Raw genomic sequence first — 23,764 nt, forward strand, 5'->3', positions numbered from 1 at the left:
GTATCGTATCACAAACGCGGGGCCAAGGCATGAAGACCGTCGCGCGCGACCATCCGATCGACCTGTCCCGCGGCGCCGCCCCGCCCGCCGCCGGGCTCGACAGTCTCGCGCCCGTCGCCCGTCCCACGGTGCAGGACATCGTCCACGGCGAATTGCGCCGGCTCCTCATCCAGGGCGCCATCGACCCCGGCCAGACCCTGAAGATCCGCGACCTCGCCGAGCGGCTGTCGGTGTCCACCATGCCGGTGCGCGAGGCGTTCGCGCGGCTGGTCTCCGAAGGAGCGCTGGAGGCGCTGCCCAACCGCACGGTGCGCGTCCCCCCGCTCACCCGCGCCCGGCTCGACGACCTGGAGCGCGCCCGTGCGCTGATCGAGGGGGAGCTGCTGGCCTGCGCCCTCCCCGCGCTGGCGGCCGACGATGCCGCCCTCACCGAGCTGGAGCGCCTGACCCGGGCCTACGACGATCTCGCCCCGCCGGCGGTCGACGCCTCGGCCGAGACCGCCGACCTCAACCACGCCTTCCACTTCGCGATCTATCGCGCGGCGGGGTCGGTGGTGCTGCTGCCGATCGTCGAGAGCCTTTGGCTCCAGTCCGGCCCGGTGATCCGCCGCGCCGCCGCGCTCTTCCCGCGGGCCGAGCGCGCGGGCGCGACCGAGCATCACCGGGCGATCATCCGTGCGGTGCGCGCGGGCGACGCGGCAGCCGCCCGCGCCGCCCTCTCGGCCGACATCGGCCGCGCCTTCGCGCTGGTGCGCGCTTCGCTGGCGGAGGACGAGCGATGAGCGACGACACGTTCGAGCTCTACGACCTCAAGGTCGAGGTGGTGGCCCCGGAGGGCGCCACGCTCTACTGCGGCGCCACGCCGGGCGACCACTTCGAGCTGCGCGGCGAGATGCTGTACCTGCCCCCCGGCCAGGGCATCTCGATCTACTCGCTGGCCGCGGTGCTGCCGCTGCTGGCGGCCAAGCAGCGCCCGACCGACGCGAACGACTGGATGACCAGCGACGCGGACGTCGCCTGTCCCGACCCCCACTGCCCGTCCCGCCTTCGCATCACCCGGACGGGCAAACGCACCTTCAGCCACGTCGCGACGACCGCCGTGCCGCTGCCCGGTGCCACCCCCGGTGCCAAGGATTGACCATGGAACGCTTCTCCCTCGCCCCGGACGCCACGATCAGCCGCGTGATCCGCGGCGGCTGGCAGCTCGCCGGCGGCCACGGCATCATCGACGCCGCGCGCGCCCTCGAAGACCTGATCGCCACCGCCGACGCCGGCATCACCACCTTCGACTGCGCCGACATCTACACCGGCGTCGAGGAGATCATGGGCGCCTTCCGCCACGCCTACGCCGACCGGCGCGGCACCGAGGCGGCGCGCGCGATCCGCATCCACACCAAGTGTGTGCCGGACCTCATCCGCCTGCACGACCTGACGCGCGCCGACGTCGAGGCGATGATCGACGCGGCGCTGACCCGGCTCAAGACCGAGCGGATCGACCTCGTGCAGTTCCACTGGTGGGACTACGCCGCACCCCGCTGGCTGGAGGCCGCGATCTGGCTCGCCGACCTGCAACGCGCCGGCAAGATCCACCTCCTCGGCGGCACCAACTTCGACACCGAGCACATGCTGGCGATGATCGAGGCGGGCGTGCCGATCGCGACGATGCAGCTCCAATATTCCCTGCTCGACCGCCGGCCGCACGCGCAGATGGTGCCCGCGGCACGGGATCACGGCGTGCACCTCCTGTGCTACGGAACCGTCGCGGGCGGGTTCCTGTCGGACCGCTGGCTGGGCGTTCCTGAGCCGCAGGGGCCGCTCGAGAACCGTTCGCTCACCAAGTACAAGCTCATCATCGACGATACCGGCGGCTGGGACGCCTTCCAGGCGCTGCTGGCCGACGTGCGCGAGGTGGCCGACGCCACCGGCACGGACATCGCCACCGTCGCCAGCCGAGCCGTGCTGGAGTGGGACCGGGTCGCCGGCGTCATCGTCGGCGCGCGCAACGCGGACCATCTGGCGCACAACCTGAAAGTCGGCTCGCTGGAGCTGACCGCCCGCCAGCGTGCCGCGCTCGACAGCGCGGCCGAGGAGACGACCCACCTTCACGGTGACGTCTACACCCTGGAGCGCGACCGCGAGGGGCGGCACGGCGCGATCATGAAATACAACCTCAACGCGGCCCCGGCATGAGCCTCGCCGCCCGCGCCGCCGCCGAGGTCGTCGCAATTCACGAGGCCTTCGCGGACCTCCTCACTGGGCGGACCGGTGCGGACGCGCTTCCGGCCATCATGGCGCGGATGACGGACGACTTCACCCGCGTCGCCCCGGACGGTGCGGTGCAGGACCGCGCCGCCGTCGCGGCGATGCTGGCGGGCGCGGCCGGGACGTTGCCGCAGACCTTCACCATCACCTGCACCATCGAGGAGGCGCGCGACCTTCGGCCCGCCGTCGCCCTGGTGCGCTACCGCGAGGACCAGGCGAGCCCCGCCGGCGCGACCGCGCGCCGTTCGACGGCGGTGTTCGTCGCGGGTGCGGACGGGCCGCTGTGGGCCGCATTGCAAGAGACCTGGATCGGCGCCGCCGATCGTGGAGCGACAAGGAGAGAAGAATGACCGTCAAGAGAATGGCCCAGGCGCTGGCCCTCAGCGCCGCGGGCACGACCCTTCTCGCGCTCAGCGCGATCGGCACGGCGCGGGCCGCCGCGTGCGAGATCGAGATCGGCATGGTGATGGAGCTGACCGGCCCCGCCGGGCAGTATGGCCAGGCCGGCGCCAAGTCGGTCGAGATGGCCTTCCGCGATCTCAACGAGGCCGGCGGCGTCCTGGGCTGCGACCTCGTCGCCGACACGCGCGACAGTCAGAGCCAGGGCACCGTCGCGGTGGATCAGGCCAACCAACTCGTCAACGTCAAGAAGGTGCCGGTCGTCATCGGCGGGATCATCTCGTCAGTGTCGCTGCCGATCCTGACCTCGGTGACGGCGCCGGCGGGCGTGGTGCAGGTCTCCCCGGCCTCCTCCTCGCCGACGCTGACGGCGATGGGCCGCGAGGGCAAGACCGGCGGGTTCTTCTTCCGCACCATCACCTCGGATGCGCTCCAGGGCACCGCGGCGGCGAAGTACGCGATGGATCAGGGGCTGACCAAGCTCGCGATCATCAACGTCAACAACGACTTCGGCGTGAACATGGTGAAGGAGTTCTCGGCCGCCTACGAGGCGCTCGGCGGGACGATCACCTCGACGACGCCCTACAACGAGCGCCAGGCGAGCTACCAGTCCGAGGTCACCGCCGCACTCGAGGGCGATCCGGAGGCGCTCTACCTCGTCTCCTATCCGGTCGACGGCGCCACGATCGCGCGCGCCTGGATCAGCCAGGGCGGCCCGCAGAAGTTCCTCCTCAACGACGGCATGAACTCGACCGACTTCATCGAGGCGGTCGGCGCCAAGTATCTGGCGGGCGCCTACGGCACCTCGTCGGGCACGACCGAGACCGCGTCGACGAAGTATTTCTACGACAACTACGGCGCCATGTCGGGCGGGATCGACCCGTCGGCGCCGGCGGCGGACCGCTCCTACGACGCGGGCGCCATCGTCGGCCTCGCCATCGCCAAGGCGGGCGAGGCGAAGGCGGCGGCGATCCGCGACGCGATCCCGGCGATCGTCGACCCCGCGGGCGAGCCGATCTACGCCGGCCCCGAGGAGTTCAAGAAGGCGCTGGAGCTGATCGAGAGCGGCCGGCCGATCAAGTACGAGGGCGTCATCGGCCCGGTCGAGTTCGACCGGTACGGCGATATTTCCGGCCCCTTCCGCCTGTGGAAGATCGAGGACGGCGCGGTGACGACCGTCGGCCAGATGACGGCCGAAGAGGTCGCCGCGATCAAGGCCGAGATCGCCCGCTGACCGGCGCGGCACGGAGAGGGCGGGCGCCGCCCGTCCCTCAGGCCAGCTCGCGCATCACGGCGATCAGCTTCGACTTGGCCTCGAAGCCGACGCCGGGGATCTGCGGCAGGCCGACCTGGCTGCCCTCCACGGCGATCCCGTCCGCAAAGCCGCCGAAGGGCTGGAAGACGTCCGGGTAGCTCTCGTTGCCGCCCAGCCCCAGGCCGGCGGCGATGTTGAGCGACATCTGGTGTCCGCCGTGCGGCACCACGCGGCGGGGCGACCAGCCCAGGTCCTCCATCACCGCCAGCGTCCGCAGGTACTCGACGAGGCCGTAGGAGAGCGCGCAGTCGAACTGGAGGACGTCGCGGTCCGGCCGCATGCCGCCGTAGAGCAGGAGGTTGCGCGCATCCTGGTGGCTGAAGAGGTTCTCGCCGGTCGCCAGCGGGCCGCTGTAGACCCCGGCGAGCTTGGCCTGCAGGTCGTAGTCGAGCGGGTCTCCGGCCTCCTCGTACCAGAAGAGACCGTAGGGCTCGAGCGCCTCGGCGTAGGCGAGCGCGGTGGGAAGGTCGAACCGGCCGTTGGCGTCGACCGCGAGGCGCCGGCCGTCACCGACCACCTCCAGCACCGCCTCGATACGGGCGATGTCGTCGGCCAGCGGCACCGCGCCGATCTTCATCTTCACGACGTCGTAGCCGCGGTCGAGGTAGCCCTGCATCTCGGCCTTCAGCTGCGTGTGGTCCTTGCCGGGGTAGTAGTACCCGCCCGCCGCGTAGACCCAGACGCGATCGTCCGCCCGGCCGCCGCGGTACCGGTCCGCCAGCAGCCGCCACAGCGGGACGCCGGCGATCTTGGCGACGGCGTCCCACACGGCCATGTCGATGGTGCCGACGGCCACCGAGCGCTCGCCGTGCCCGCCCGGCTTCTCGTTGCGCATCATGGTGTCCCAGATCGCGAACGGGTCGAGGTTGTCGTTCGCCTCGTCGACCAGGGTCGCCGGGTCGGCCTCCATCAAGCGCGGGATGAAGCGGTCGCGCATCAGCGGTCCCTGCCCGTACCGGCCGTTGGAGTTGAAGCCGTAGCCGACGACCGGCACGCCGTCCCGCACGACGTCGGTGACGACCGCCACCACGGAGCAGGTCATCTTGGAGAAGTCGATGTAGGCGTTGGCGATCGGAGAGGCGATCGACGCCGTCGTCTCGCGGATCTCGGTGATGCGCATAGGGGGTCTCCCGTATCGGCCGGTCAGGCGAGAGCGTCGGCGATGGCCTTGCCGCAGGCTTGCGTGCCCGCCGCGCCGCCGAGGTCGCGCGTGCGCAGCCCCGGTTCGGCCAGCACCCGCTCGATCGCGGTGACGATCCCGGCCGCCGCGTCAGCGTGCCCGAGGTGCTCCAGCATCATCGCCCCCGCCCAGATCTGGCCGACCGGGTTGGCGATGCCCTGGCCGGCGATATCCGGCGCCGAGCCGTGCACGGGCTCGAACAGCGACGGATAGGCCTTTTCCGGGTTGATGTTGCCGGAGGGGGCGATGCCGATGGTCCCGGTGCAGGCCGGGCCGAGGTCGGACAGGATGTCGCCGAAGAGGTTGGAGGCGACCACCACGTCGAACCGGTCCGGGTTGAGGACGAAGTGCGCGGTCAGGATGTCGATATGGAATTTGTCCCAGGTGACGTCCGGGTACTGCTTCGCCATCTCTTCGACGCGCTCGTCCCAATAAGGCATCGTGATCGAGATGCCGTTGGACTTGGTGGCGGAGGTGAGCTTGCGCCGCGGCCGGGTCTGCGCCAGCTCGAACGCGTAGCGCAGCACGCGGTCGATGCCGACGCGGCTCATCACCGTCTCCTGCATGACGATTTCACGCTCGGTGCCCGGAAACATCCTGCCGCCGACCGATGAGTATTCGCCCTCGGTGTTCTCGCGCACGATCCACATGTCGATGTCGCCGGGACCGCGGCCGGCGAGCGGCGAGGTGACCCCCGGCATCAGCCGCGCCGGGCGCAGGTTGACGTACTGGTCGAACTCGCGGCGGAAATGGATCAGCGAGCCCCACAGCGAGACGTGGTCAGGCACGGCCGCGGGCCAGCCGACGGCGCCGAAGAAGATCGCGTCGTGGCTGCCGATCTGGTCCTTCCAGTCCTCCGGCATCATCCGTCCGTGCTTGGCGTAGTAGTCGCAGGAGGCGAAGTCGAACGTGTCGAACTGAAGGTCGATGTCGTAGCGCTTGGCCGCCGCCTCCAGCACGCGCAGGCCCTCCGGGACGACCTCCTTGCCGATGCCGTCTCCGGCGATGACGGCGATCTTCAGCCGATTGTCACGCATGGGTCAGTCCTTCTCGGTCGTTGCGGCCCCGGGCGGTGGTGTCCGCCGCGGCCGATGATGTTGCGCATCGCTGGCATAGCATCGTGACCGCAGCGGCGCAGCGCCGGATCGACCGCCGCGCACGCATGACGCGCGTCGTCGTGACGAAACGCCGAAACCCCGCGGCCGTGCGAGCGCCCGGCAGGCGCAGCCGGCTACGCTCCAAATGTATGTACATTCGATGCGCCCCGGTGCATTGCGGCGCGCGTCTGCGGTTGACTTTGCGTCTGTAATTCGCTGAATTCGCGCGAGTCGAGGAACGGCGATGCGTCGAGGATGCAGGCGATCGCCTCAATCATGTACGGACATTTGGCGAGGGGTGATGGCCGACGACGGGGCGCGGGGCGCCGGAGCACCGCTCTACCGGCAGGTCGAGGCGTTGCTGCGCGCGCAGATCGAGGCCGGCAAGCATCCCGTCGGCACCGCGCTGCCGCCCGAGCAGGATCTAGCCGCCGCACTGCGCGTCAGCCGCGCCACCGTGCGCAACGCCATCCGCACCCTGGCCGAAGACGGCCTCGTCAAGCCGACGCCCGGTGTCGGCACCCTGGTGGTGCGCACGCGGACCCCGGCACGGCGATCGACCCTCCTCGGCCTCACCGAAGATCCGCGCCTCACCGGCGTCCCCACCCGTGCGCGCACGCTGCATGCCGAACTTGCCGCCCCCTCCCCCGCCGTGCGCGACAAGCTGGCGCTGCGCCACGACGAGCGCGCGCTGCACCTCGTCCGCCTGCGCGACGTCGCAGGGGCGCCGTTCACCGTCATCCGCTCGTACGTGCCCGAATGGGTCGGCCTGACGCCGAAGGACGACTTTTCCGGCGCGATCTACGACCTCATCGAGCGTTCGCGGAAACTGCACATCACCCACGGCGAGGACACCGTCGCCGCCCGCGCCGCCACGCCGGGCGAGGCCGAGGCGCTGGAGATCGCCCCCGGCACGCCCGTCCTCACCATCCGCCGCACCTCCTTCGTCGAGCCCGACCGGCCGGTCGAGTATGCCGAGGCGGCGATCCGCAGCGACCTCTACGAATACAACGTCACCCTGACGAGGACCGCCCGATGATCCCGCCCCCACCGGGCCGGCGCCGTCGCGTACCATGACCCCATCCTCTCCCGCCCCCTCCTCGACCCAAGGACAACGCCCCATGCGCCAAGACGCGGAACCCGCATCCGGCGGCCCGCTGCGGCCCGCCGGTCCGCCGCCCGTGTGCGACCCCGTCACGCTTGAGATCGTGCGCGGCGCCATCTCCGCCGCGCAGAGCGAGATGGAAGCGCTGATCGAGCGCACCGCCATCTCCGCCTTCATCCGCGAGAAGAAGGACTTCTACACCGCCCTCTTCGACGCCGACGGGATCATGGCGGTCGGCTCCAAGGTGCCGATCTTCGGCGACCTCACCGGCCCCGTCTTCGCCGTCTTCCCCAAGGAAACGATGCGGCCCGGCGACGTCTACTGGTACAACGACTGCTACGGCTCGCAGGGCGCGGTGTCGCATTCCAACGACCAGGTGCTGCTGGCCCCGGTCTTCACCGGCGGCGTCCTGTCGGCGTTCGTCATGTCCTGGGCGCACTTTGCCGACATCGGCGGCCTGCGCGCCGGGTCGATCAGCCCGGACGCGACCGAGATCTTCCAGGAAGGCATCATCATCCCGCCGACGAAGCTCGTCGACGCCGGGGTCACGAACGAGGCGACGCTCGCCATCTTCCACCGCAACTCGCGCTTTCCCGACCAGAGCGTCGGCGACATGAGCGCGCTGGTGGCGAGCGTCGGGCTCGGCGTCACCCGCGTCGGCGAAATCGCCGAGCGGTTCGGGCGCACGGTGTTCGCCGATGCGCTCGCCCAGCTCCTCGCCCGCACGCGCGCCCTGGTGCGTCAACGCCTCGCCGAGACGTTCGACTACGGCACTCACCGCTTCACCGACGCGATCGACACCGACGGACACGGCAACGGCCCCTTCAAGATGCGCTTCGCCCTCACCCGCGAGCGCGGGCCGGACGGCGAGGACCGCTTCATCTTCGACGCGACCGAGAGCGACGATCAGGCGGCGGGGCCGATCAACCTCATCATGAACCCCGGTGTCCCGGGCGCGGCGTTGGGGCTCTACTACCTCGGCGGCGACCCGGCGCAGGTGTGCAACGCCGGCGGCCCCCTCGCGATCGACGAGGTGCGGTTGCGCGAGGGGTCGATCGTGCAGCCCAGATGGCCGGCGCCGCTCGGCCTGCGCGGCCTGACGATGATGCGCATGCTCTCCGCGCTGAACGGGCTCGTCAACGTCGCCGGCGGCGGCGCACCGGCCGCCCAATCGGCCTACGTGGTGGCGATGATCCGCGGCATGGCGCGCGACGAGCACGGGGCGCTCGCCCCCTACCTCCTGTCGGACGGGATCGGCGTCGGCTACGGCGCGCGGCCGACCGCGGACGGGATCGACGCGGTCTACTTCGTGGCGCAGGAGAACTACCCGGTCGAGTTCCTGGAGCTCGGCTATCCGGTGACTATGCGCTCCTACGGCATCGCGGTCGACACCGGCGGGCCGGGGCGTTACCGCGGCGGCTGTGGCATCGTGCGCGAGTACGTCATCGAAGCCGAGACGGCGATGCTGTCGATCCGGATCGACAGCGTGAAGAACCCGCCGTGGGGCTATGCCGGCGGCAAGTCCGGCGGCGCCGGGCGCGTCGTCGTCAATCCCGGCACGGCGAGCGAGCGCGAGCTGGCCCCGCTGTCGGACGGCAACGCCCTCCAAAAAGGCGACATCCTGCGCATCGTCACCGGCGGGGGCGGCGGCTACGGCCACCCGTACGACCGCCCGGCCGACGACGTGCTCGAAGACGTCCTCGGCGGCTTCGTCACCGCCGAGGCGGCCGCCCTCCACTACGGCGTCGTCGTCGCGGGCGGGGCGCTCGACGCGGCCGCCACCGCCTCGCGCCGCCTCGACCGTCCCGCCATCAAAGCCTTCCACCGTAACGAGTACGTCGATGCCCTCGTCTAGTTCGGCCCTCTCCATCGCCGTCGACATCGGCGGCACCTTCACCGACGTCGCGCTGGTGGACCACGCCACCGGCACCAAGTGGCGCGCCAAGACGCCGAGCGTCCCGTCCGATCCGTCCGAAGCGTTCCTCAACGGCATCCGCCTGGCGCTCGCCGACGCGGGGCGCGAGGCGTCGGCGCTGACGCAGGTGCTGCACGGCACCACCGTCGCCACCAACATGATCCTCGAAAACAAGGGCGCCAAGACCGCGCTGGTGACGACGCGCGGCTTCCGTCACGTCCTCGCCATCGGCCGGCAGGACATTCCGCGGGCGGCCAACCTCTACACCTGGGTCAAGCCCAAACGCCCCGTGCCGCCTTCGCGCATCGTCGAGGTGGACGAGCGCATTCTCGCCGGCGGCATCGTCGGCACCCCGCTCGACGAGGAGAGTGTCCACGCCGCCGCGCGCGCGCTGGCGAAGATGGACGTCGAGGCGGTGGCGGTGTGCCTGATGCACGCCTTCGCCAACCCCGAGCACGAGCGCCGCACCGCCGAGATCCTCGCCGCCGCGCTGCCGGGCGTCGCCGTCACGACGTCGACCGACGTGCTGCCCGAGGTCCGCGAGTTCGAGCGCTCGCTGACGACGGTGCTCAACGCCGCGGTGATGCCGGGGATCACCACCTATGTCGGCCGGCTGGAGCGGCGGCTGGCGGACGAGGGGATCGCCGCGCCGCTTCTCCTCATGCAGTCCAACGGCGGCGTCGCCGGCGCGGAGGCGATCCGCAAGGCGCCGGCGCTGACCGCGCTCTCGGGCCCGGCGGCCGGTGTCGTCGGCGCGGCGGCGGACGCGGCGGCCTGCGGCATCGCCGATATCATCACGGTCGACATCGGCGGCACCAGCGCGGACATCTGCCTCATCGAAGGCGGGCGCATCGGGCTGACGCAGAAGGGCTCGGTCGGCGCCTGGCCGCTGCCGCTGCCGATGGTCGACATGGTCACGATCGGCGCCGGCGGCGGCTCGCTCGCCAAGGTGGAGCGGGCGACTCTGTCGGTCGGGCCGCAGAGCGCGGGGGCGATGCCCGGTCCCGCCGCCTACGGCCGCGGCGGCACCGCGCCGACGGTGACGGACGCGCACGTCGTCCTCGGCCACCTGCCGGCCCGCCTCCTGGGGGGAAAGATGGCGCTCGACGTCGAGGCCGCGCGCCGGTCCGTCGCCGAGCACGTCGCCGAGCCGCTGGGGCTCGACGTGGCGACGGCCGCGCGCGGCATCCTGGCGATCGCCGACAACCACATGGTCGGCGCGGTCCGCGTCGTCTCGGTCGAGCGGGGGCACGATCCGCGCGACTTCACCCTCGTCCCGTTCGGCGGGGCGGGACCGCTGCACGGCTGCGCGCTCGCCGATCTTCTCGGCATCCGGCGCGTGATGATCCCGGTCGCGCCCGGCGTCCTGTGCGCCGACGGGCTGCTCGCGGCCGACCTCAAGGCCGAGTTCAGCCGCACCTTGCCGAAGGCCGGCCCGGTGGAGGTGGAGGCCGCCGGCGCCATCCTCGCCGCGCTGAGCGCGCGCGCCACCGCCTGGTTCGACGCCGAAGGCGTCGCGGCGGCCGACCGGCGGACCGCCTCCGTCGCGCTCCTGCGCTATCACGGCCAGGGCAACGAACTCGCCGTGCCCTGGGCCGAAACGCGCGCCGACGTGGAAGCCCGCTTCGCCGAGCGGCACGAAGCGCTCTACGGCTTCGCCCTCGACGCGCCGATCGAACTCGTCACCCTGCGGATCGAGGCGATCGGCGTCGCGTCCGAGCCGACGCGCAACCCCCTCCCCGCCGGCAACCGGCCGGAGCCGACCGAGACGGTCGCGGTTCACTTCGCGGACGGGGCACGGGAGGTCCCGGTCTACGACCGGGCGACCTTCGGCGCGGGTACGCGGTTCGATGGCCCCGCCATCGTCAGCCAGTTCGACACCACCACCCTCGTCGCGCCCGGCTGGAGCGGGACGGTCCACCCCTCCGGCGCCATACTCCTGACGAAAGAGCCCGCATGATGTCTGCCACCACCCCCATCGACGGCGTCTTCGCGCACATCGACGCCAATCGGGAGAGCTTCGTCGCGCGGCTGATGGACTATGTGCGCCATCCCTCGATCAGCGCGCAGAATATCGGCATCCGCGAGGTGTCGGCGCTGCTGGTGGAGATGCTGAAGGGCCTCGGCATGGAGGTCGAGGCGGTGCCGACGAAGAACCACCCGATGGTGCTCGGCCGCCGCGGCGCCGATCCGTCGAAGCCGACCGTGCTCCTCTACGGCCACTACGACGTGCAGCCGCCCGAGCCGTACGAGGAATGGCTGAGCCCGCCGTTCGAGCCGACGATCCGCGACGGACGGATCTACGCGCGCGGCGTCGGCGACAACAAGGGCCAGCACCTCGCCCAGCTCCTCGCCATCGAATCGCACCTCGCGGTGACCGGCGAGCTGCCCTGCAACGTGATCGTCCTCCTGGAGGGCGAGGAGGAGATCGGCAGCCCGCACATCGCCGAGTTCGTGGCCGAGCATGCCGCCCGCCTCGACGCCGACCTCGTCGTCACCTCCGACGGACCGCTGCACCCCTCCGGCAAGCCGATCGTCGTCTTCGGCGTGCGCGGGATGGCGAGTTTCGACCTCGTCGCCAAGACGGCGGGGACCGACGCGCACTCGGGCAATCACGGCGGGTTGATGCCGAACGCCGTCTGGCAGCTCGTCCACCTCCTCGGCACCATGAAGCGGCCGGACGGGACGATCACCATCGACGGCCTGCACGACCCCGTCGTCCCGCCGACCGAGCAGGCCCGCGCGGCCGCCGCGGCACTGCCGCTCGACGTTGAGGGCTACAAGGCCGCGATGGGCCTGACGGCGCTCGACGAGCCGACGGACCGCCCGTTCTACGAGCGGTTGATGTTCCACCCGACGCTGACCATCAACGGCCTTCACGGGGGCTACGGCGGCGACGGCTCCAAGGCGGTCCTGCCGTGCGAGGCGGTGGCGAAGTGCGACATCCGCCTCGTCGACGAGATGACGCCGGACCAGGTGCTCGACGCGGTCGAAGCCCACGTCGCGCGCCATGCGCCGACGGTGAAGGTGGTGCGCCGGGGCGGGATGCTCCCCTCGCGCACGCCGATGGATTCGCCCTACACCGCCCCGCTCGTCGCCGCCGTGGTGGCCGCGCGGGGCGTCGAGCCGCTGCTCTATCCCAGCCTGGGCGGCAGTCTGCCGGACTACGTCTTCACCAAGACGCTCGGCCTGCCGGCGTTCGTGATCCCCTACGCGAACGCCGACGAACGCAACCACGCGCCCAACGAGAACCTGGAGATCGACCTCTTCATCAAAGGGATCCGGACCGGCGCGGCGCTCCTCGACCAGCTCGGCAAGATGACGCGCCGAGGGTAGCGGCCGCGGTCAGTCCGGGAGCTGCTCCAGCGCGGCGTCCCGGGCGTTGGTGACGTAGTGGCGCACGCTGCGGACGGCCCCCTCGGGGTCGCCCGCTTCCACCGCGGCGACGATCGCCTCGATCTCGCCCAGGCTCGTCTCGACGCGGCCGGGCTTGGACATCGACGTCATGCGCAGCCAGCTGATGCGGGCGTTCACGTGGTCGAGGATGTCGTCGAAGATCTCGTGGTCCAGCGCGTGCACGATGTGCTTGTTGAAGCGCACCATGACGTGCACGAGCTGCCGCAGGTCCATGCGGCCGGCGGCCTCCGTCAGCTCGCCGAAGATCGCCCGCAGGCCGGCGCGCTGCTCGGGCGTCGCGCGAGCAGCGAACGCCTCGATCAGGCGTTCCTCCAGCATGCCGCGCAGCTCGTAGATCTCGGCCGCCTGCTTGCGGGTGAGCACGGCGACCGTGGGTCCGCGCTTGGGCCCCATATCGATCAGCCGCTCGGCCTCCAGCTGGCGGATCACCTCGCGGATGGACGCGCGGCTGACGCCCAGCCCCTCGCACAGCTCGCGCTCGATCAGCCGCGTGCCGGGGCGGAGCTGGCCGGTGATGATCGCCTCGCGCAGCCGCTCGAACGCCTTCTCGCGCACCAGCGTGGGCGGGCCGACGGCGTCCAGCGCATCGGCGACGCGGACCGCGACCGGGGCGCGCTCTTCGATTTCGCTTCTCATGGGTCGATCGCCACCACGATGTTGCCGATGGTGCGTCCCCCTTCCATCTCCTCGTGCGCCGCGGGAGCCGCGCGCATCGTGTGAACCGAGGCGACGTCGGGGACGAGCCGGCCATCGCGCAGGAGCGCTGCGATCAGGCGGCCCCCTTCCCGTCGCACCTCGGGCGGCATCTTCCCGCCCTGCACGAAATGGAGCGTCACCCCCTTCAAAGCAAATGCGTAGTAGTCCAGCGTCGGCGTGCGATCGCTGGTGGACGAGTAGGATGCGACGCGCCCGTTCTCGGCGACCGTCGCCGCGTCGACCGCGCAGTTGGCGCCGAAGTCGACGTCGACGACGAGATCGGCGCCGCGCCCGCCCGTGATCTCGGCGACCGCGCCGGCGACGTCGTCGTTACGGTAGTCGAGGACGTGGTGCGCGCCGGCGTCCCGCGCGATGGCGCCCTTGTGCGGCGAGCTGACGGTGGCGATGACGCGCGCGCCGCCGTATCGGGCCAGCTCCACCGCGCAGCGGCCGACGCATCCCGCGCCACCGTGGATCAGCACCGTGCGCCCCGCGACGGGCCCGGCGTGCAGCACCGCGAAGTAGCCCGTGAACGCCGGGATGCCGACCGACGCGCCCTGCTCGAAGCTGAGCGTCGCCGGAAGCGGAAAGGCGTTCGTCGCCGGGGCCACCGCATAGCGGGCGCAGGTCCCGTTCTCGGGACCGACGCCCACGAGGAAGACGCGCTCGCCGATGCGCGAGGCCGGGACGCCGTCGCCGACCGCGACCACCACGCCCGCCCCGTCGCTGTGCGGGACGACGCCGCCCTCGGGCAGCGGCACCCCCAGCCAGCCGGAGCGCTTCTTGGTGTCGTGCGGATTGACGCCGGAAGCCTTCACCTCGACCAAGAGCTCGCCGTGGCCGGGTGCGGGAACGGGGAGGTCGACGAGTTCGAGCGTCGTCGCAGCGGGGCCGAAGGCGGTGTAGCGGACCGCCGGCATGCGCTCCGGGTGCGCCGCCATCAGGGCGTCACCCGCGGCAGGCGCGACACGGCGAGCGCCACCGCCTGCGCCCGCGGCACTACGGTGGCGATCTCCAGATACTCGTCCGGCCCGTGGGCATGACCGCCGACGGGGCCGATCGCGCAAATTGTGGGCACGCCCTGGGCGGCGGTGAAACCGGAATCGGCGCAGGAGAGCGTGAACTCGCCGTCCAGCGTGATACCGAGGTCGCTCGCGGCGGCCTTGTAGTGCGCGAAAAGCGCGTCGCCCTCCGGCGTCGGCGCGACGGGGAGGTACTCGCCGCGGATGGCGATCTCGCCGCGCGTGCCGTCGATCACGCAGGTCCGCGCGATCTCCTCCACCGCGGCGACGAGATCGTCCCGGTCCGCCGGCGTCTTGTAGCGCAGGTCGATCTCGCACCGCGCATGGGGCGCGACCGAGTTGACCGACTGCCCGCCCGAGACGAGGCCGACGTTGATCTGCATGTTTCGGTCGGCGAAGCGCTCGTTCATCGCGAACCAGCGGCCGATCTTGTCGGCGATCTCGGCGATGGCGCTGCGGCCGAGATGGAAGCTGTTGCCCGAGTGCGCCGCCTTGCCGAAGACCTCGGCGACGAAGAACACCCCGCCGCGCCGCCCGGTGACGACGTTGCCGCTCATGCGCCCCGGCTCGGCGTTGAAGACGGCGCGCGCCCGCCGCGCCTCCGCCTCGATGATCGGGCGGCCGTGCGCGGTGGCGATCTCCTCGTCGCTGGTGAAGAGCGCGGCCATCGGCCCGGGCGCGCCGCCCAGCTCCTCGAAGGCGGCGAGGATGAAGGCGTTCTGCACCAGCCCCGCCTTCATGTCGCACACGCCGGGGCCGTAGGCACGGCCGTTCGCGGTGGAGAACGGCCGCTGGGCCACCTCGCCGCGGCCGAACACGGTGTCGCGGTGGCCCATCAGCAGGATCTCCTTGCCGGGCGCGTCGGCGTTGATCACCGCGCGCACCGCGTCACCGCGCTCGGCGATCGGGATCCACTCGCATGCGATGCCGCGTGCCTCGAGCCAATCGGCCAACACGCGGCCGACTTCGTCGACGCCTTCCTTGTCGTAACTGCCGCTGTCGATGTTCACGAGAGTCTCGGTCAGGGCCAGCATTTCCCCGCCTTTTTCCTCGAACCACGTCGTCAGTCGCTGTTCCTGTTCGGTCAGTGCCACGGCCCGAAAACCTCTTAGCTCAATCTTTGTGCAAGACCTAAATTGACACCAAAAAGGGCAGCAGTCAGTATTTTTATCGGACTGTCTGACAAAAAGGGTTTCGCCATGGCGCCGGCGAGTGTGATCGACGAGGTGGATGCAGCGAACGTGCGGCGGCACGTGGAGACGATCGTCACCGAAATTCCGCACCGCGCGGCGGGATCCGAGAACGGCAAGCGGATGGCCGAGTACAGCGCCGCGGCGATGCGCGAGGTCGGTGTCGCCGACACGCACGTCCACGAGCTCCCCGCCATCGTCAGCTTTCCCGAGCACGCCGACTTCGCCGTCACGGCGCCGACGCAGATCTCGATCCAGGCCAACACGCTCGGCCACAGCACGCTGACGATGCCCGAGGGGATCGGCGGCGACCTCGTCTACGTCGGTTCCGGCGCGTTCGCGGACTACGAGGGCAAGGACGTTCGCGGCAAGATCATCCTGACCGAGCTGTCCTACTCGCCGGCGCGGCACGAGAAGCAGCGCATCGCGGCGCTGAAGGGCGCCATCGGCTGCGTGATGATGAACTGGGGCCACCCGGAGAACGAGGCGGTGCCGTTCGGCTCGGTCAAACCCGCCTGGGGCACGCCGACGCCCGACACCTACGACACCGAGATGGCGACGCTCCCGTGCATCGGCATCTCGCGCGCGGCGGGGCTGAAGCTGAAGGACATGTGCGCCGAGGGGACGGTGCGCGTGTGGCTGAAGACCCACGTCGAGAACGGCTGGCGGCCGGTGCAGATCACGGTCGGCGAGATCGCGCTCGACGCGAGCCCCGAGCCGGGCGACTTCGTCCTCGTCGGCGGCCATCAGGACTCTTGGCCGGGCGAGGCGGCGACCGACAATGCCGCCGGCAACGCCTGCATGATCGAGCTGGCGCGCGTCTTCAATCAGCACCGGGCCGAGCTGCGCCGCGGCCTGGTGTTCGGCTTCTGGACCGCGCACGAGACCGGGACGATGGCCGGCTCCTCCTGGTTCGCCGATCGCAACTGGGACAAGCTGCGCGACCACGCGGTCACCTACTTCCAGATCGACCAGCCGGGCTGCGTCGGCACCACGCGCTGGGCGACGTCGTCCAACGCGGAGCTGAAGAGCTTCCACGACCGGATCGAGAAGAACCTCCTGGGTGGGCGGGAGAACTACTGGAAGCGCGCGGCCAAGAGCGGCGACTCCTCGTTCTTCGGCCTCGGCATCCCGATGTTCCACGGCGAAGGCTCCTTCACCGAGCAGGAGCTGAAGGACACCGCGCTCGCCACCCTCGGCTGGTGGCACCACTCCATCGAGAACAAGCTCGACAAGCTCGATTGGGATTGGATGCAGGTGCACCTGCGCATCTACGCCGCCTACCTGTGGGAGCTGTGCACGGCGCCGGTGCTCCCCTTCGCCTACCGCCCGGTCGCCGACCAGATCCTCGCCCGCCTCAACGAGCTGGCGGCGGCGGGTGCGCCGGTGGGCCTCGGCTCCGTCGTCGAGCAGGCCGAGACCTTCGCCGAGGCCGCCGACCGGCTCGACGCGCTGGCCGAGACCTGGCGCGCCAAGTTCGCGGACGGCGCCGGCGACGAGGACGCGGCGCGCACGCTCAACGCGGCGTTCAAGAAGCTGTCGCACATGCTGGTGACGTTGCAGAGCAGCGCCAAGGGCACCTACGGGCAGGACACCTACGGCTTCACGCCGCAGACCACCATGATCCCGTGCCTGTTCGACATTCCGCAGCTCGCCACCCTGCCCGACGGCGAGGCGCGATGGATGCTCGAGACCAAGCTGGTGCGCGACCGCAACCGCGTCGCCGACACCATCGCCGACGCGCTCGCCGTCATCGGCGACACCGAGCGCACGCTGGCCTGAGGCGGATGACGATGCGCCCGCCCCACACCATCCTCTACCAGCTCGTGGCACCGATGGAGGTGACGGCGGGCCCGGAGGAGATCGAGCGGCGGCGCGCCTTCCTGGAGCGCTACGCCGCCGCCGGCACCGCCATCGACGTGCGCTCCGTCGCACGCGGCACCGCCGGAATCGAGAGCCACTACGACGCCGCGCTGGTGGTCCCCCACCTCATCGACAGCATCGAGGGGGCGGGGGCGGACGCAGTCATCGTCGGCTGCTTCTCCGACCCCGGCCTCGACCCGGTGCGCGAACGCCTCGACGTTCCCGTGATCGGTCCGGGCGAGGCGGCGATGGCGCTCGCCCTCCAGCTCGGCGACCGCTTCTCGGTCATCTCGCCGGGTGATGCCAACCCGGCCCGTGTCCAGGCTCGCGTGCGCCATCTCGGCCTGTCGGAGCGGTACGCCTCGTGCCGCGGCATGGGGCTTCGCGTGCCCGAGCTCGCCAACCGCGTGCCCGGCGCCCTGGAGCGGATCGAGACCACGGCGCGCGCCTGTCTCGACGACGGCGCCGACGTTCTCGTGCTCGGGTGCATGAGCATGGCGTTCCTCGGCCTCTCGGACGAGTTGCAGGCGCGGCTCGGCGTTCCGATCGTCAACCCCGTCGTCGCCGGCCTGAAGACGGCCGAGGCGATGCTCTCCCACGGCATCACGCAAAGCCGCCGCACTTGGCCGACGCCGCCGGACAAGCCGCTGCTCGACCGCGCGAGCCGCCTCGAAACCACACAGACAACGTGAGGGGACCACTGCAATGAAGACTTCGTTATTGGCGAGTGTCGCGCTCGCCGCGACGCTCATGGCGGGCTGGCCAGCGGGCGCCATGGCCCAGGAGGCACCGTCCGAGATCGTCTGGGGCGACACCCTGCCCAAGGGCCTCGACCCGCATGTCGTCTACGACGTGCCGATGCAGTTCATCCTGCTCAACAACTACGACGGCCTGTTCCGCTACGTCGGCAACCCGCCCGAGCTGGAGCCGTGGCTCGCCGAAGGCTACGAGGTCAGCGACGACGCCCTCACCTGGACGATCTCGCTGAAGCCGGACGTCACCTTCCACGACGGCAGCGCGCTGACCGCCGACGACGTGGTCTATTCGTTCAAGCGCCTGCTGGAGATGGGCCAGGGCCCCTCGGGCGCGTTCAAGCCGGTTCTGAAGCCGGAGAACGTGACCAAGGTCGACGATCTCACCGTGCAGTTCGTCCTCGACGCACCGTACACGCCGTTCCTCGCCGCGCTGCCGCTGGTCGCGATCGTCAACGAGGACCTCGTCAAGGAGAACGAGAAGGACGGCGACTGGGGCGCCGAATGGCTCGCCTCCAACGAGGCCGGCTCCGGCGCCTACTCGATCGACCCGTCGACGTATCGTCCGCAAGAGAACGTGGACATGATGCGCTTCGAGGATCACTTCTACGGCTGGGACGACAACGAGAACCCGGTCGACATCGTGCGCGCCGCGCCGGTGAAGGAGACCTCGACCCGCGTGCTGGCGCTGATGCGCGGCGATATCGACGCCACCGACTCCTACCTGCCGACCGATCAGGTCGAGCGGGTCGAGAAGGCGGACGGCGTGCATGTGGCGCAGGACGAGTCCATGCGCGTCATGCTCATCCGCATGAACAACCAGCGCGCGCCGTTCGACAACAAGAACTTCCGCAAGTGCGTCAGCCATGCCTTCCAGTATGACGGGTTCATCTCGATCATCCTGAAGGACTACGCGATCCGCAACGCGGGCCCGATCCCCAACAACCTGTGGGGCGCGCCGGCCGACCTCGAGCCCTACGGCTACGATATCGAGAAGGCCAAAGAGTACTGCGACGCCGCGCGGGCCGAAGGCGCCGACCTCGACCGGCCGATGGAGATCCAGATCCAGTCGGCGCTCGACCAGACGACGCAGTCGGCGCAGCTTCTCCAGGCCGGCTTCCAGGAACTGGGCCTGACGCTGAACCTCGTCCCGTCCACCTGGGCGCAGCTCACCACCGACGCCGCCTCCGCCGAGACGACGCCGGACATGTGGGTCCACTGGGTCTCCACCTATTTCGTCGACCCGGAGAACTGGATCGGCCAGATGTACGACAGCCAGTTCCACGGCACCTGGAAGGCCTCGTCCTGGTACCAGAACGACAAGGTGGACGCGCTGCTGCGTGAGGCCCGCGCCGAGACCGACCAGGCCAAGCGCGCCACCCTCTACGAGGAGGCCTCGCGCATCGTCGTCGACGATGCGGTGGACGTGTGGATCTACAACACCGTCCAGCTGCGCGGCCTCAGCGACAAGGTGGAGGGCTACAAGTTCTCCCCCGTCGGCTCGGGCGGCGACATCCGCTGGATCTCGATGGCCGAGTAAGCCCGGCCCGGCACCCGCCTGCGGCACCCGTGCCGCAGGCTGTCGGCGGGCGCGTCGGCCCCTCGCGGGCGGCGCGCCCGCCGCACGCGCGGCCCCGCCGCCACGGCGCGGCGCCACCCTTCGCAGGGCCTCAACCGGAGACGGTCATGTTTCGTTTCGTCCTTCGCCGCATCCTGTTGATGGTGCCGGTCCTCTTCGGGCTGCTGCTCCTCACCTTCGTGATGTTGCAGATGGTCCCCGGCGACCCCGCCGCGACGCTCGCCGGCGAGAACGCCACGCCCGAGCAGATCGCCGAGATCCGCCAGAAGTTCGGCTTCGACGATCCCATCGTCGTCCAGTTCGGCCGCTACCTGTCGCAGATCGCGCAAGGCGATTTCGGCGTCTCGGCCTACTCGCGCCGCCCGGTCGGCGACGACATCGTGCTGCGCCTGCCGGCGACGATGGAGCTGACCCTGGTGGCGCTCACCTTCGCGGCGTTCGGCGGCATCCTCGTCGGCACCCTCGCGGCGGTGTGGCACAACTCGCCGTTCGACCACGCGGTGCGCATCGTCTCGGTCGCCGGGCTCGCGGTCGCCTCGTTCTGGTTCGCGATCATGCTCCAGATGCTGTTCGCGATGGAGCTCGACTGGCTGCCGCTACGCGGCCGGCTCCCCACCGGAATGCCCGCCCCGCCGGACGTGACCGGCCTCTACCTCGTCGATTCCCTGATTTCCGGCGAGTTCGGCACCTTCTGGCAGGCGCTGCAGCACCTCGTCCTGCCAGCCTTCACGCTCTCGCTGGGCGGGCTCGCCACCATCGCCCGGTTCACCCGCTCGTCGATCATCGAGACCATGCAGCGCGACTTCGTCACCTACGAGGAGGCGGTCGGCTACCCCAAGCGGCGCATCATCCTGCCCTACGTCCTGCGCAATTCGCTGGTCTCGCCGGTGACGCAGATCGGTCTCCTCTTCGGCCAGCTCGTCGCCGGCGCCGTCGTGGTCGAGGCGATCTTCGACTGGCCGGGCCTCGGCTCCTATCTCGTCGAGGCGATCTTCACCTCCGACTACAAGGCGATCCTCGCGGTGACGCTCGTCGTCGGTCTCATCTACGCGGCGGTGAACATCGTCGTCGACCTCATCCACGGGATCATCGACCCCCGCGTCGCGGACCAAATGTAACGCCATGCTGGTTCTCAAGAAGCTCCTGCGCGACGTGCCGGCGGTGATCGGCCTCGTCATCATCCTCGCCATCGTCACCTGCGCGATCTTCGCCTGGCAGATCGCGCCGGACCCGGACGGCGTCTTCCGCGCCAACATCCTCGCCCGCCTCCAGCCGCCGAGCTGGGAGCACCCGTTCGGCACCGACAATCTGGGCCGCGATGTCCTCTCGCGCGTCATCGTCGGCAGCCGCACCGCGCTCACCATCGCCATCGGCGTCGTGGTCGTCTCGATGCTGATCGGCATCCCGCTGGGGCTTTACGCCGGCTACGTCTCGGGCTGGGTGTCGGAGGTCATCATGCGCGTGACCGACATCTTCCTCGCCGTGCCGCAGCTCATCCTGGCGCTGGCGGTGGCGCAGATCCTCTCGCGCGGGATCGAGAGCGCGATGCTGGCGCTCGCCCTCACCTACTGGCCGTTCTTCACCCGCACCGTCTATTCCGAGACGCGGCGCCTGCGCTCGGCCCTCTTCATCGAGGCGATGGAGGGGTTGGGGGCGAGCCGGCTGCGCATCATCGTGGCGCACATCCTGCCCAACGTCGCCGCGCCCATCATCGTGCGCGCCACCATCGGCATGGGCTTCACCATCCTGACGGCGGCGACGCTCGGCTTCCTCGGCATCGGCGCGACGCCGCCCTCGCCGGACTGGGGCCTCGCCATCGCCGAGAGCCGGCAATACCTCCCCGAAAGCTGGTGGTTTGCGACCTTCCCGGGCCTCGCGATCCTCGTCACCGTGCTCGGCTTCAACCTCTTCGGCGACGGCCTCAGGGACCTCGTCGACCCGCGGCTGAGGCGCTCGCGATGACCGTCTCCACCCTCTCCGTCCAGGGCCTGAAGATCTCCGTCCCGACCGACGAAGGCCGCGCGCGGATCCTCGATTTCGTCGACTTCGACCTGCCGCGCGGGCACGTCCTTGGCATCGCCGGCGAGTCCGGTTGCGGCAAGTCCACGCTGATCAAGACGATCCTCGGCATCCTGCCGCGGCAGGCGGTGGTCGACGCCGGGTCCATCTGGTTCCGCGGCACGGACCTCCTGACCCTGTCGCGCGACGAGATGCGCCGGCGCATCCGCGGCAGCGGCATCGGCTTCATCCCGCAGGACCCCTATCTGGCGCTCAACCCGGTCTTCAAGGTCGGCAAGCAGCTGATGGAAATCCTGGTCTGGAACGGGATGCCGGGCGAGGCGCCGGATGGGCGGCTGACCCGGGCCAAGGCGCGCCGTTACCGCGAGCACCTCGTCAAGCTCCTGCGCCAGGTGCAGGTGCCGGACCCGGAGGACGCGCTGGAGCGCTACCCGCACCAGTTCTCCGGCGGGCAACGGCAGCGCCTCCTCATCGCCGCCGCCCTCGCCTCGCAGCCCGAGCTGATCCTCGCAGACGAGCCGACCACCGCGCTCGACGTGACGACGCAGATGCAGATCCTCAAGCTCCTCAAGGAACTGGTGGAGGAGTTCGAGGCGTCGATGCTGTTCGTGACGCACGATTTCGGCGTGCTGGCGCAGGTCTGCGATTCGGTCTCGGTGATGTACGCGGGGCAGACGATCGAGTCCGGCCGCGCGGCGAGCGTCATCGGCGCGCCGCTGCATCCCTACTCGCGCCGGCTGATCGCCTGCCACCCGGAACGCTCGGCGGATATCGCCGGGATCGCCGGCCAGGTCCCCTCCCCGCTCGCCCCGCCGGACGGGTGCCGCTTCAACCCGCGCTGCGAGCAGGCGATGCCGGCCTGTAGCGCCCGCCGCCCGCCGCTCGCCCGAACCGATGCGGGGGAGAACCGCGTCGCCTGTGTCCTTTATGAGTGATCGCCCCGCCATGCGCGACGAACCCCTCCTCCAGCTCGACCGCATCGTGACGGAGTTTCGCGGCACCAAGCGCTTCCTGGCGCCGGCGCCCGCCCCGGTCGTCGCCGTCAACGACGTCAGCCTCGAGGTGCGCGAGGGCGAGGTGCTGGGCCTCGTCGGCGAATCGGGGTGCGGCAAGTCCACCCTCGCCAAGACGATCCTCGGCCTCTACCGCGAGGACTCGGGCGACATCCTGCTCGCCGGGCGCGAGGTCTCCGGCGTCGACCCGCGGCGCGCGCGGCGGCTGCGCGGCGACATCCAGTACGTCCACCAGGACCCCGGCGCGGCGCTCGATCCGTGGTGGCGCGTCGGCGGGATCTTGCACGAATCGCTGCGCATCAACGGCGTGACCGACCGCAAGGAGCGCGACCGCCTGATCGACGAGATGCTCGACGCGGTCGGCCTCGCGCCCTCCTTCAAGCGGCGCTATCCGCACGAGCTGTCCGGCGGGCAGCAGCGGCGGGTCGGCCTCGCCCGCACGCTCATCCTGCGTCCGCGCCTCATCATCCTCGACGAGCCGACCTCCGGGCTCGACCTCTCGGTGCAGGCGACGGTGCTGCGGCTGATGCGCGACATTCGCGAGCAGTTCGGCCTCACCTACATCTTCATCAGCCACGACCTCTCGGTCGTGCGGCGCATGTGCGACCGGGTGGCGATCATGTACCTCGGCCGCATCGTCGAGATCGGCCGGACGGAGGATGTGTTCGCCCGCCCCCGCCATCCCTACACGCACGCGCTGCTGGAGGCGGCCCCCTCGCTGGAACCCGGCCAGCTCGACCGCGCCAAGATGATCGAGGGCGACCCGCCGAGCGTGCGCAAGGTGCCGGACGGCTGCGCCTTCCACACCCGTTGCGACTACTCGGACGACGCCTGCACCAAGGCCGTCCCCCCGCTGGAGGAGGCGGACGGCCACCACGTCCGCTGCATTCACTGGCAGGCCCTGCGCGACCGTGCCGCGTAGCCCGTCTTCGTAACCCGG

21 protein-coding genes are annotated in these 23,764 nt (G+C 70.6%); 16 read left to right on the forward strand and 5 right to left on the reverse strand.

Annotated features, from left to right (window positions below; translation table 11 throughout):
- The first annotated feature begins 29 nt into the window (after positions 1-29).
- The 5 genes from MRB58_RS24190 to MRB58_RS24210 are packed head-to-tail and all read left to right on the forward strand — an operon-like array spanning position 30 to position 3,895.
- Complete coding sequence (locus tag MRB58_RS24190; protein WP_244782341.1) at positions 30-782, forward strand: GntR family transcriptional regulator; 753 nt, start codon at positions 30-32, stop codon at positions 780-782.
- Entirely contained in the window at positions 779-1,138 is a 360-nt protein-coding gene (locus tag MRB58_RS24195) for a TIGR04076 family protein (RefSeq protein ID WP_244782342.1), read from the forward strand. The genes MRB58_RS24190 and MRB58_RS24195 overlap by 4 nt, the downstream gene beginning before the upstream one ends.
- 2 nt (positions 1,139-1,140) lie before the next feature.
- Positions 1,141-2,190, forward strand: coding sequence for an aldo/keto reductase (locus MRB58_RS24200; protein WP_244782343.1), 1,050 nt, complete (start codon positions 1,141-1,143; stop codon positions 2,188-2,190).
- Complete coding sequence (locus MRB58_RS24205) at positions 2,187-2,612, forward strand: DUF4440 domain-containing protein (RefSeq protein ID WP_244782344.1); 426 nt, start codon at positions 2,187-2,189, stop codon at positions 2,610-2,612. Before MRB58_RS24200 ends, MRB58_RS24205 begins: the two co-directional genes overlap by 4 nt.
- Positions 2,609-3,895, forward strand: a complete 1,287-nt coding sequence (locus tag MRB58_RS24210) for an ABC transporter substrate-binding protein (protein WP_244782345.1) — start codon at positions 2,609-2,611, stop codon at positions 3,893-3,895. The genes MRB58_RS24205 and MRB58_RS24210 overlap by 4 nt, the downstream gene beginning before the upstream one ends.
- A gap of 37 nt (positions 3,896-3,932) precedes the next feature.
- Here the strand turns inward: MRB58_RS24210 and MRB58_RS24215 are convergent, their stop codons facing one another.
- A complete protein-coding gene (locus MRB58_RS24215) occupies positions 3,933-5,096 on the reverse strand; it encodes a mandelate racemase/muconate lactonizing enzyme family protein (protein WP_244782346.1) in 1,164 nt (387 codons plus the stop codon).
- A 23-nt stretch (positions 5,097-5,119) separates the two neighbouring features.
- Entirely contained in the window at positions 5,120-6,193 is a 1,074-nt protein-coding gene (locus MRB58_RS24220) for a tartrate dehydrogenase (protein ID WP_244782347.1), read from the reverse strand.
- A 361-nt stretch (positions 6,194-6,554) separates the two neighbouring features.
- On the opposite strand from MRB58_RS24220, the gene MRB58_RS24225 reads away from it, so the two are divergent.
- From MRB58_RS24225 to MRB58_RS24240, 4 genes are all read left to right on the forward strand, one after another.
- A complete protein-coding gene (locus MRB58_RS24225; protein ID WP_244782348.1) occupies positions 6,555-7,292 on the forward strand; it encodes a GntR family transcriptional regulator in 738 nt (245 codons plus the stop codon).
- A gap of 82 nt (positions 7,293-7,374) precedes the next feature.
- Positions 7,375-9,213, forward strand: a complete 1,839-nt coding sequence (locus MRB58_RS24230; protein ID WP_244782349.1) for a hydantoinase B/oxoprolinase family protein — start codon at positions 7,375-7,377, stop codon at positions 9,211-9,213.
- Positions 9,200-11,233 carry a hydantoinase/oxoprolinase family protein gene (locus MRB58_RS24235; protein WP_244782350.1) on the forward strand — a complete coding sequence of 678 codons (2,034 nt, stop codon included), beginning with the start codon at positions 9,200-9,202 and terminating at the stop codon, positions 11,231-11,233. The genes MRB58_RS24230 and MRB58_RS24235 overlap by 14 nt, the downstream gene beginning before the upstream one ends.
- Positions 11,230-12,609, forward strand: a complete 1,380-nt coding sequence (locus MRB58_RS24240) for a M20/M25/M40 family metallo-hydrolase (protein ID WP_244782351.1) — start codon at positions 11,230-11,232, stop codon at positions 12,607-12,609. Before MRB58_RS24235 ends, MRB58_RS24240 begins: the two co-directional genes overlap by 4 nt.
- A gap of 9 nt (positions 12,610-12,618) precedes the next feature.
- Here the strand turns inward: MRB58_RS24240 and MRB58_RS24245 are convergent, their stop codons facing one another.
- Genes MRB58_RS24245 through MRB58_RS24255 form a run of 3 tightly spaced genes read right to left on the reverse strand, consistent with a single transcriptional unit; the run spans position 12,619 to position 15,496 of the window.
- Entirely contained in the window at positions 12,619-13,326 is a 708-nt protein-coding gene (locus MRB58_RS24245) for a GntR family transcriptional regulator (RefSeq protein ID WP_244782352.1), read from the reverse strand.
- Positions 13,323-14,327, reverse strand: a complete 1,005-nt coding sequence (locus MRB58_RS24250; protein ID WP_244782353.1) for an NADPH:quinone reductase — start codon at positions 14,325-14,327, stop codon at positions 13,323-13,325. The genes MRB58_RS24245 and MRB58_RS24250 overlap by 4 nt, the downstream gene beginning before the upstream one ends.
- A complete protein-coding gene (locus MRB58_RS24255) occupies positions 14,327-15,496 on the reverse strand; it encodes a M20 family metallopeptidase (protein WP_244782354.1) in 1,170 nt (389 codons plus the stop codon). Before MRB58_RS24255 ends, MRB58_RS24250 begins: the two co-directional genes overlap by 1 nt.
- Before the next feature lie 111 nt (positions 15,497-15,607).
- On the opposite strand from MRB58_RS24255, the gene MRB58_RS24260 reads away from it, so the two are divergent.
- The 7 genes from MRB58_RS24260 (at position 15,608) to MRB58_RS24290 (ending at position 23,746) form a co-directional block, all read left to right on the forward strand.
- On the forward strand, positions 15,608-17,380 hold the full coding sequence (locus tag MRB58_RS24260; RefSeq protein ID WP_244782285.1) for a M28 family peptidase: 1,773 nt from the start codon (positions 15,608-15,610) through the stop codon (positions 17,378-17,380).
- A gap of 11 nt (positions 17,381-17,391) precedes the next feature.
- A complete protein-coding gene (locus MRB58_RS24265; RefSeq protein WP_244782286.1) occupies positions 17,392-18,153 on the forward strand; it encodes an aspartate/glutamate racemase family protein in 762 nt (253 codons plus the stop codon).
- A 13-nt stretch (positions 18,154-18,166) separates the two neighbouring features.
- Entirely contained in the window at positions 18,167-19,753 is a 1,587-nt protein-coding gene (locus MRB58_RS24270) for an ABC transporter substrate-binding protein (RefSeq protein ID WP_244782287.1), read from the forward strand.
- A gap of 146 nt (positions 19,754-19,899) precedes the next feature.
- On the forward strand, positions 19,900-20,910 hold the full coding sequence (locus MRB58_RS24275) for an ABC transporter permease (RefSeq protein ID WP_244782288.1): 1,011 nt from the start codon (positions 19,900-19,902) through the stop codon (positions 20,908-20,910).
- 4 nt (positions 20,911-20,914) lie between these two features.
- Entirely contained in the window at positions 20,915-21,754 is an 840-nt protein-coding gene (locus tag MRB58_RS24280) for an ABC transporter permease (protein ID WP_244782289.1), read from the forward strand.
- Positions 21,751-22,746, forward strand: coding sequence for an ABC transporter ATP-binding protein (locus MRB58_RS24285; protein WP_244782290.1), 996 nt, complete (start codon positions 21,751-21,753; stop codon positions 22,744-22,746). Before MRB58_RS24280 ends, MRB58_RS24285 begins: the two co-directional genes overlap by 4 nt.
- A 10-nt stretch (positions 22,747-22,756) precedes the next feature.
- A complete protein-coding gene (locus MRB58_RS24290) occupies positions 22,757-23,746 on the forward strand; it encodes an ABC transporter ATP-binding protein (RefSeq protein ID WP_244782291.1) in 990 nt (329 codons plus the stop codon).
- Positions 23,747-23,764: the final 18 nt, after the last annotated feature.

The sequence above is a fragment of the Acuticoccus sp. I52.16.1 genome (assembly GCF_022865125.1).
Taxonomy (GTDB): Bacteria; Pseudomonadota; Alphaproteobacteria; order Rhizobiales; family Amorphaceae; genus Acuticoccus.

Bases quoted from the DNA above. Each gene is read 5' to 3' on its own strand.
- MRB58_RS24190 (WP_244782341.1), top strand. From the start codon at position 30: ATGAAGACCGTCGCGCGCGACCATCCGATCGACCTGTCCCGCGGCGCC.
- MRB58_RS24195 (WP_244782342.1), top strand. From the start codon at position 779: ATGAGCGACGACACGTTCGAGCTCTACGACCTCAAGGTCGAGGTGGTG.
- MRB58_RS24200 (WP_244782343.1), top strand. From the start codon at position 1,141: ATGGAACGCTTCTCCCTCGCCCCGGACGCCACGATCAGCCGCGTGATC.
- MRB58_RS24205 (WP_244782344.1), top strand. From the start codon at position 2,187: ATGAGCCTCGCCGCCCGCGCCGCCGCCGAGGTCGTCGCAATTCACGAG.
- MRB58_RS24210 (WP_244782345.1), top strand. From the start codon at position 2,609: ATGACCGTCAAGAGAATGGCCCAGGCGCTGGCCCTCAGCGCCGCGGGC.
- MRB58_RS24215 (WP_244782346.1), bottom strand. From the start codon at position 5,096: ATGCGCATCACCGAGATCCGCGAGACGACGGCGTCGATCGCCTCTCCG.
- MRB58_RS24220 (WP_244782347.1), bottom strand. From the start codon at position 6,193: ATGCGTGACAATCGGCTGAAGATCGCCGTCATCGCCGGAGACGGCATC.
- MRB58_RS24225 (WP_244782348.1), top strand. From the start codon at position 6,555: ATGGCCGACGACGGGGCGCGGGGCGCCGGAGCACCGCTCTACCGGCAG.
- MRB58_RS24230 (WP_244782349.1), top strand. From the start codon at position 7,375: ATGCGCCAAGACGCGGAACCCGCATCCGGCGGCCCGCTGCGGCCCGCC.
- MRB58_RS24235 (WP_244782350.1), top strand. From the start codon at position 9,200: ATGCCCTCGTCTAGTTCGGCCCTCTCCATCGCCGTCGACATCGGCGGC.
- MRB58_RS24240 (WP_244782351.1), top strand. From the start codon at position 11,230: ATGATGTCTGCCACCACCCCCATCGACGGCGTCTTCGCGCACATCGAC.
- MRB58_RS24245 (WP_244782352.1), bottom strand. From the start codon at position 13,326: ATGAGAAGCGAAATCGAAGAGCGCGCCCCGGTCGCGGTCCGCGTCGCC.
- MRB58_RS24250 (WP_244782353.1), bottom strand. From the start codon at position 14,327: ATGGCGGCGCACCCGGAGCGCATGCCGGCGGTCCGCTACACCGCCTTC.
- MRB58_RS24260 (WP_244782285.1), top strand. From the start codon at position 15,608: ATGGCGCCGGCGAGTGTGATCGACGAGGTGGATGCAGCGAACGTGCGG.
- MRB58_RS24265 (WP_244782286.1), top strand. From the start codon at position 17,392: ATGCGCCCGCCCCACACCATCCTCTACCAGCTCGTGGCACCGATGGAG.
- MRB58_RS24270 (WP_244782287.1), top strand. From the start codon at position 18,167: ATGAAGACTTCGTTATTGGCGAGTGTCGCGCTCGCCGCGACGCTCATG.
- MRB58_RS24275 (WP_244782288.1), top strand. From the start codon at position 19,900: ATGTTTCGTTTCGTCCTTCGCCGCATCCTGTTGATGGTGCCGGTCCTC.
- MRB58_RS24280 (WP_244782289.1), top strand. From the start codon at position 20,915: ATGCTGGTTCTCAAGAAGCTCCTGCGCGACGTGCCGGCGGTGATCGGC.
- MRB58_RS24285 (WP_244782290.1), top strand. From the start codon at position 21,751: ATGACCGTCTCCACCCTCTCCGTCCAGGGCCTGAAGATCTCCGTCCCG.
- MRB58_RS24290 (WP_244782291.1), top strand. From the start codon at position 22,757: ATGCGCGACGAACCCCTCCTCCAGCTCGACCGCATCGTGACGGAGTTT.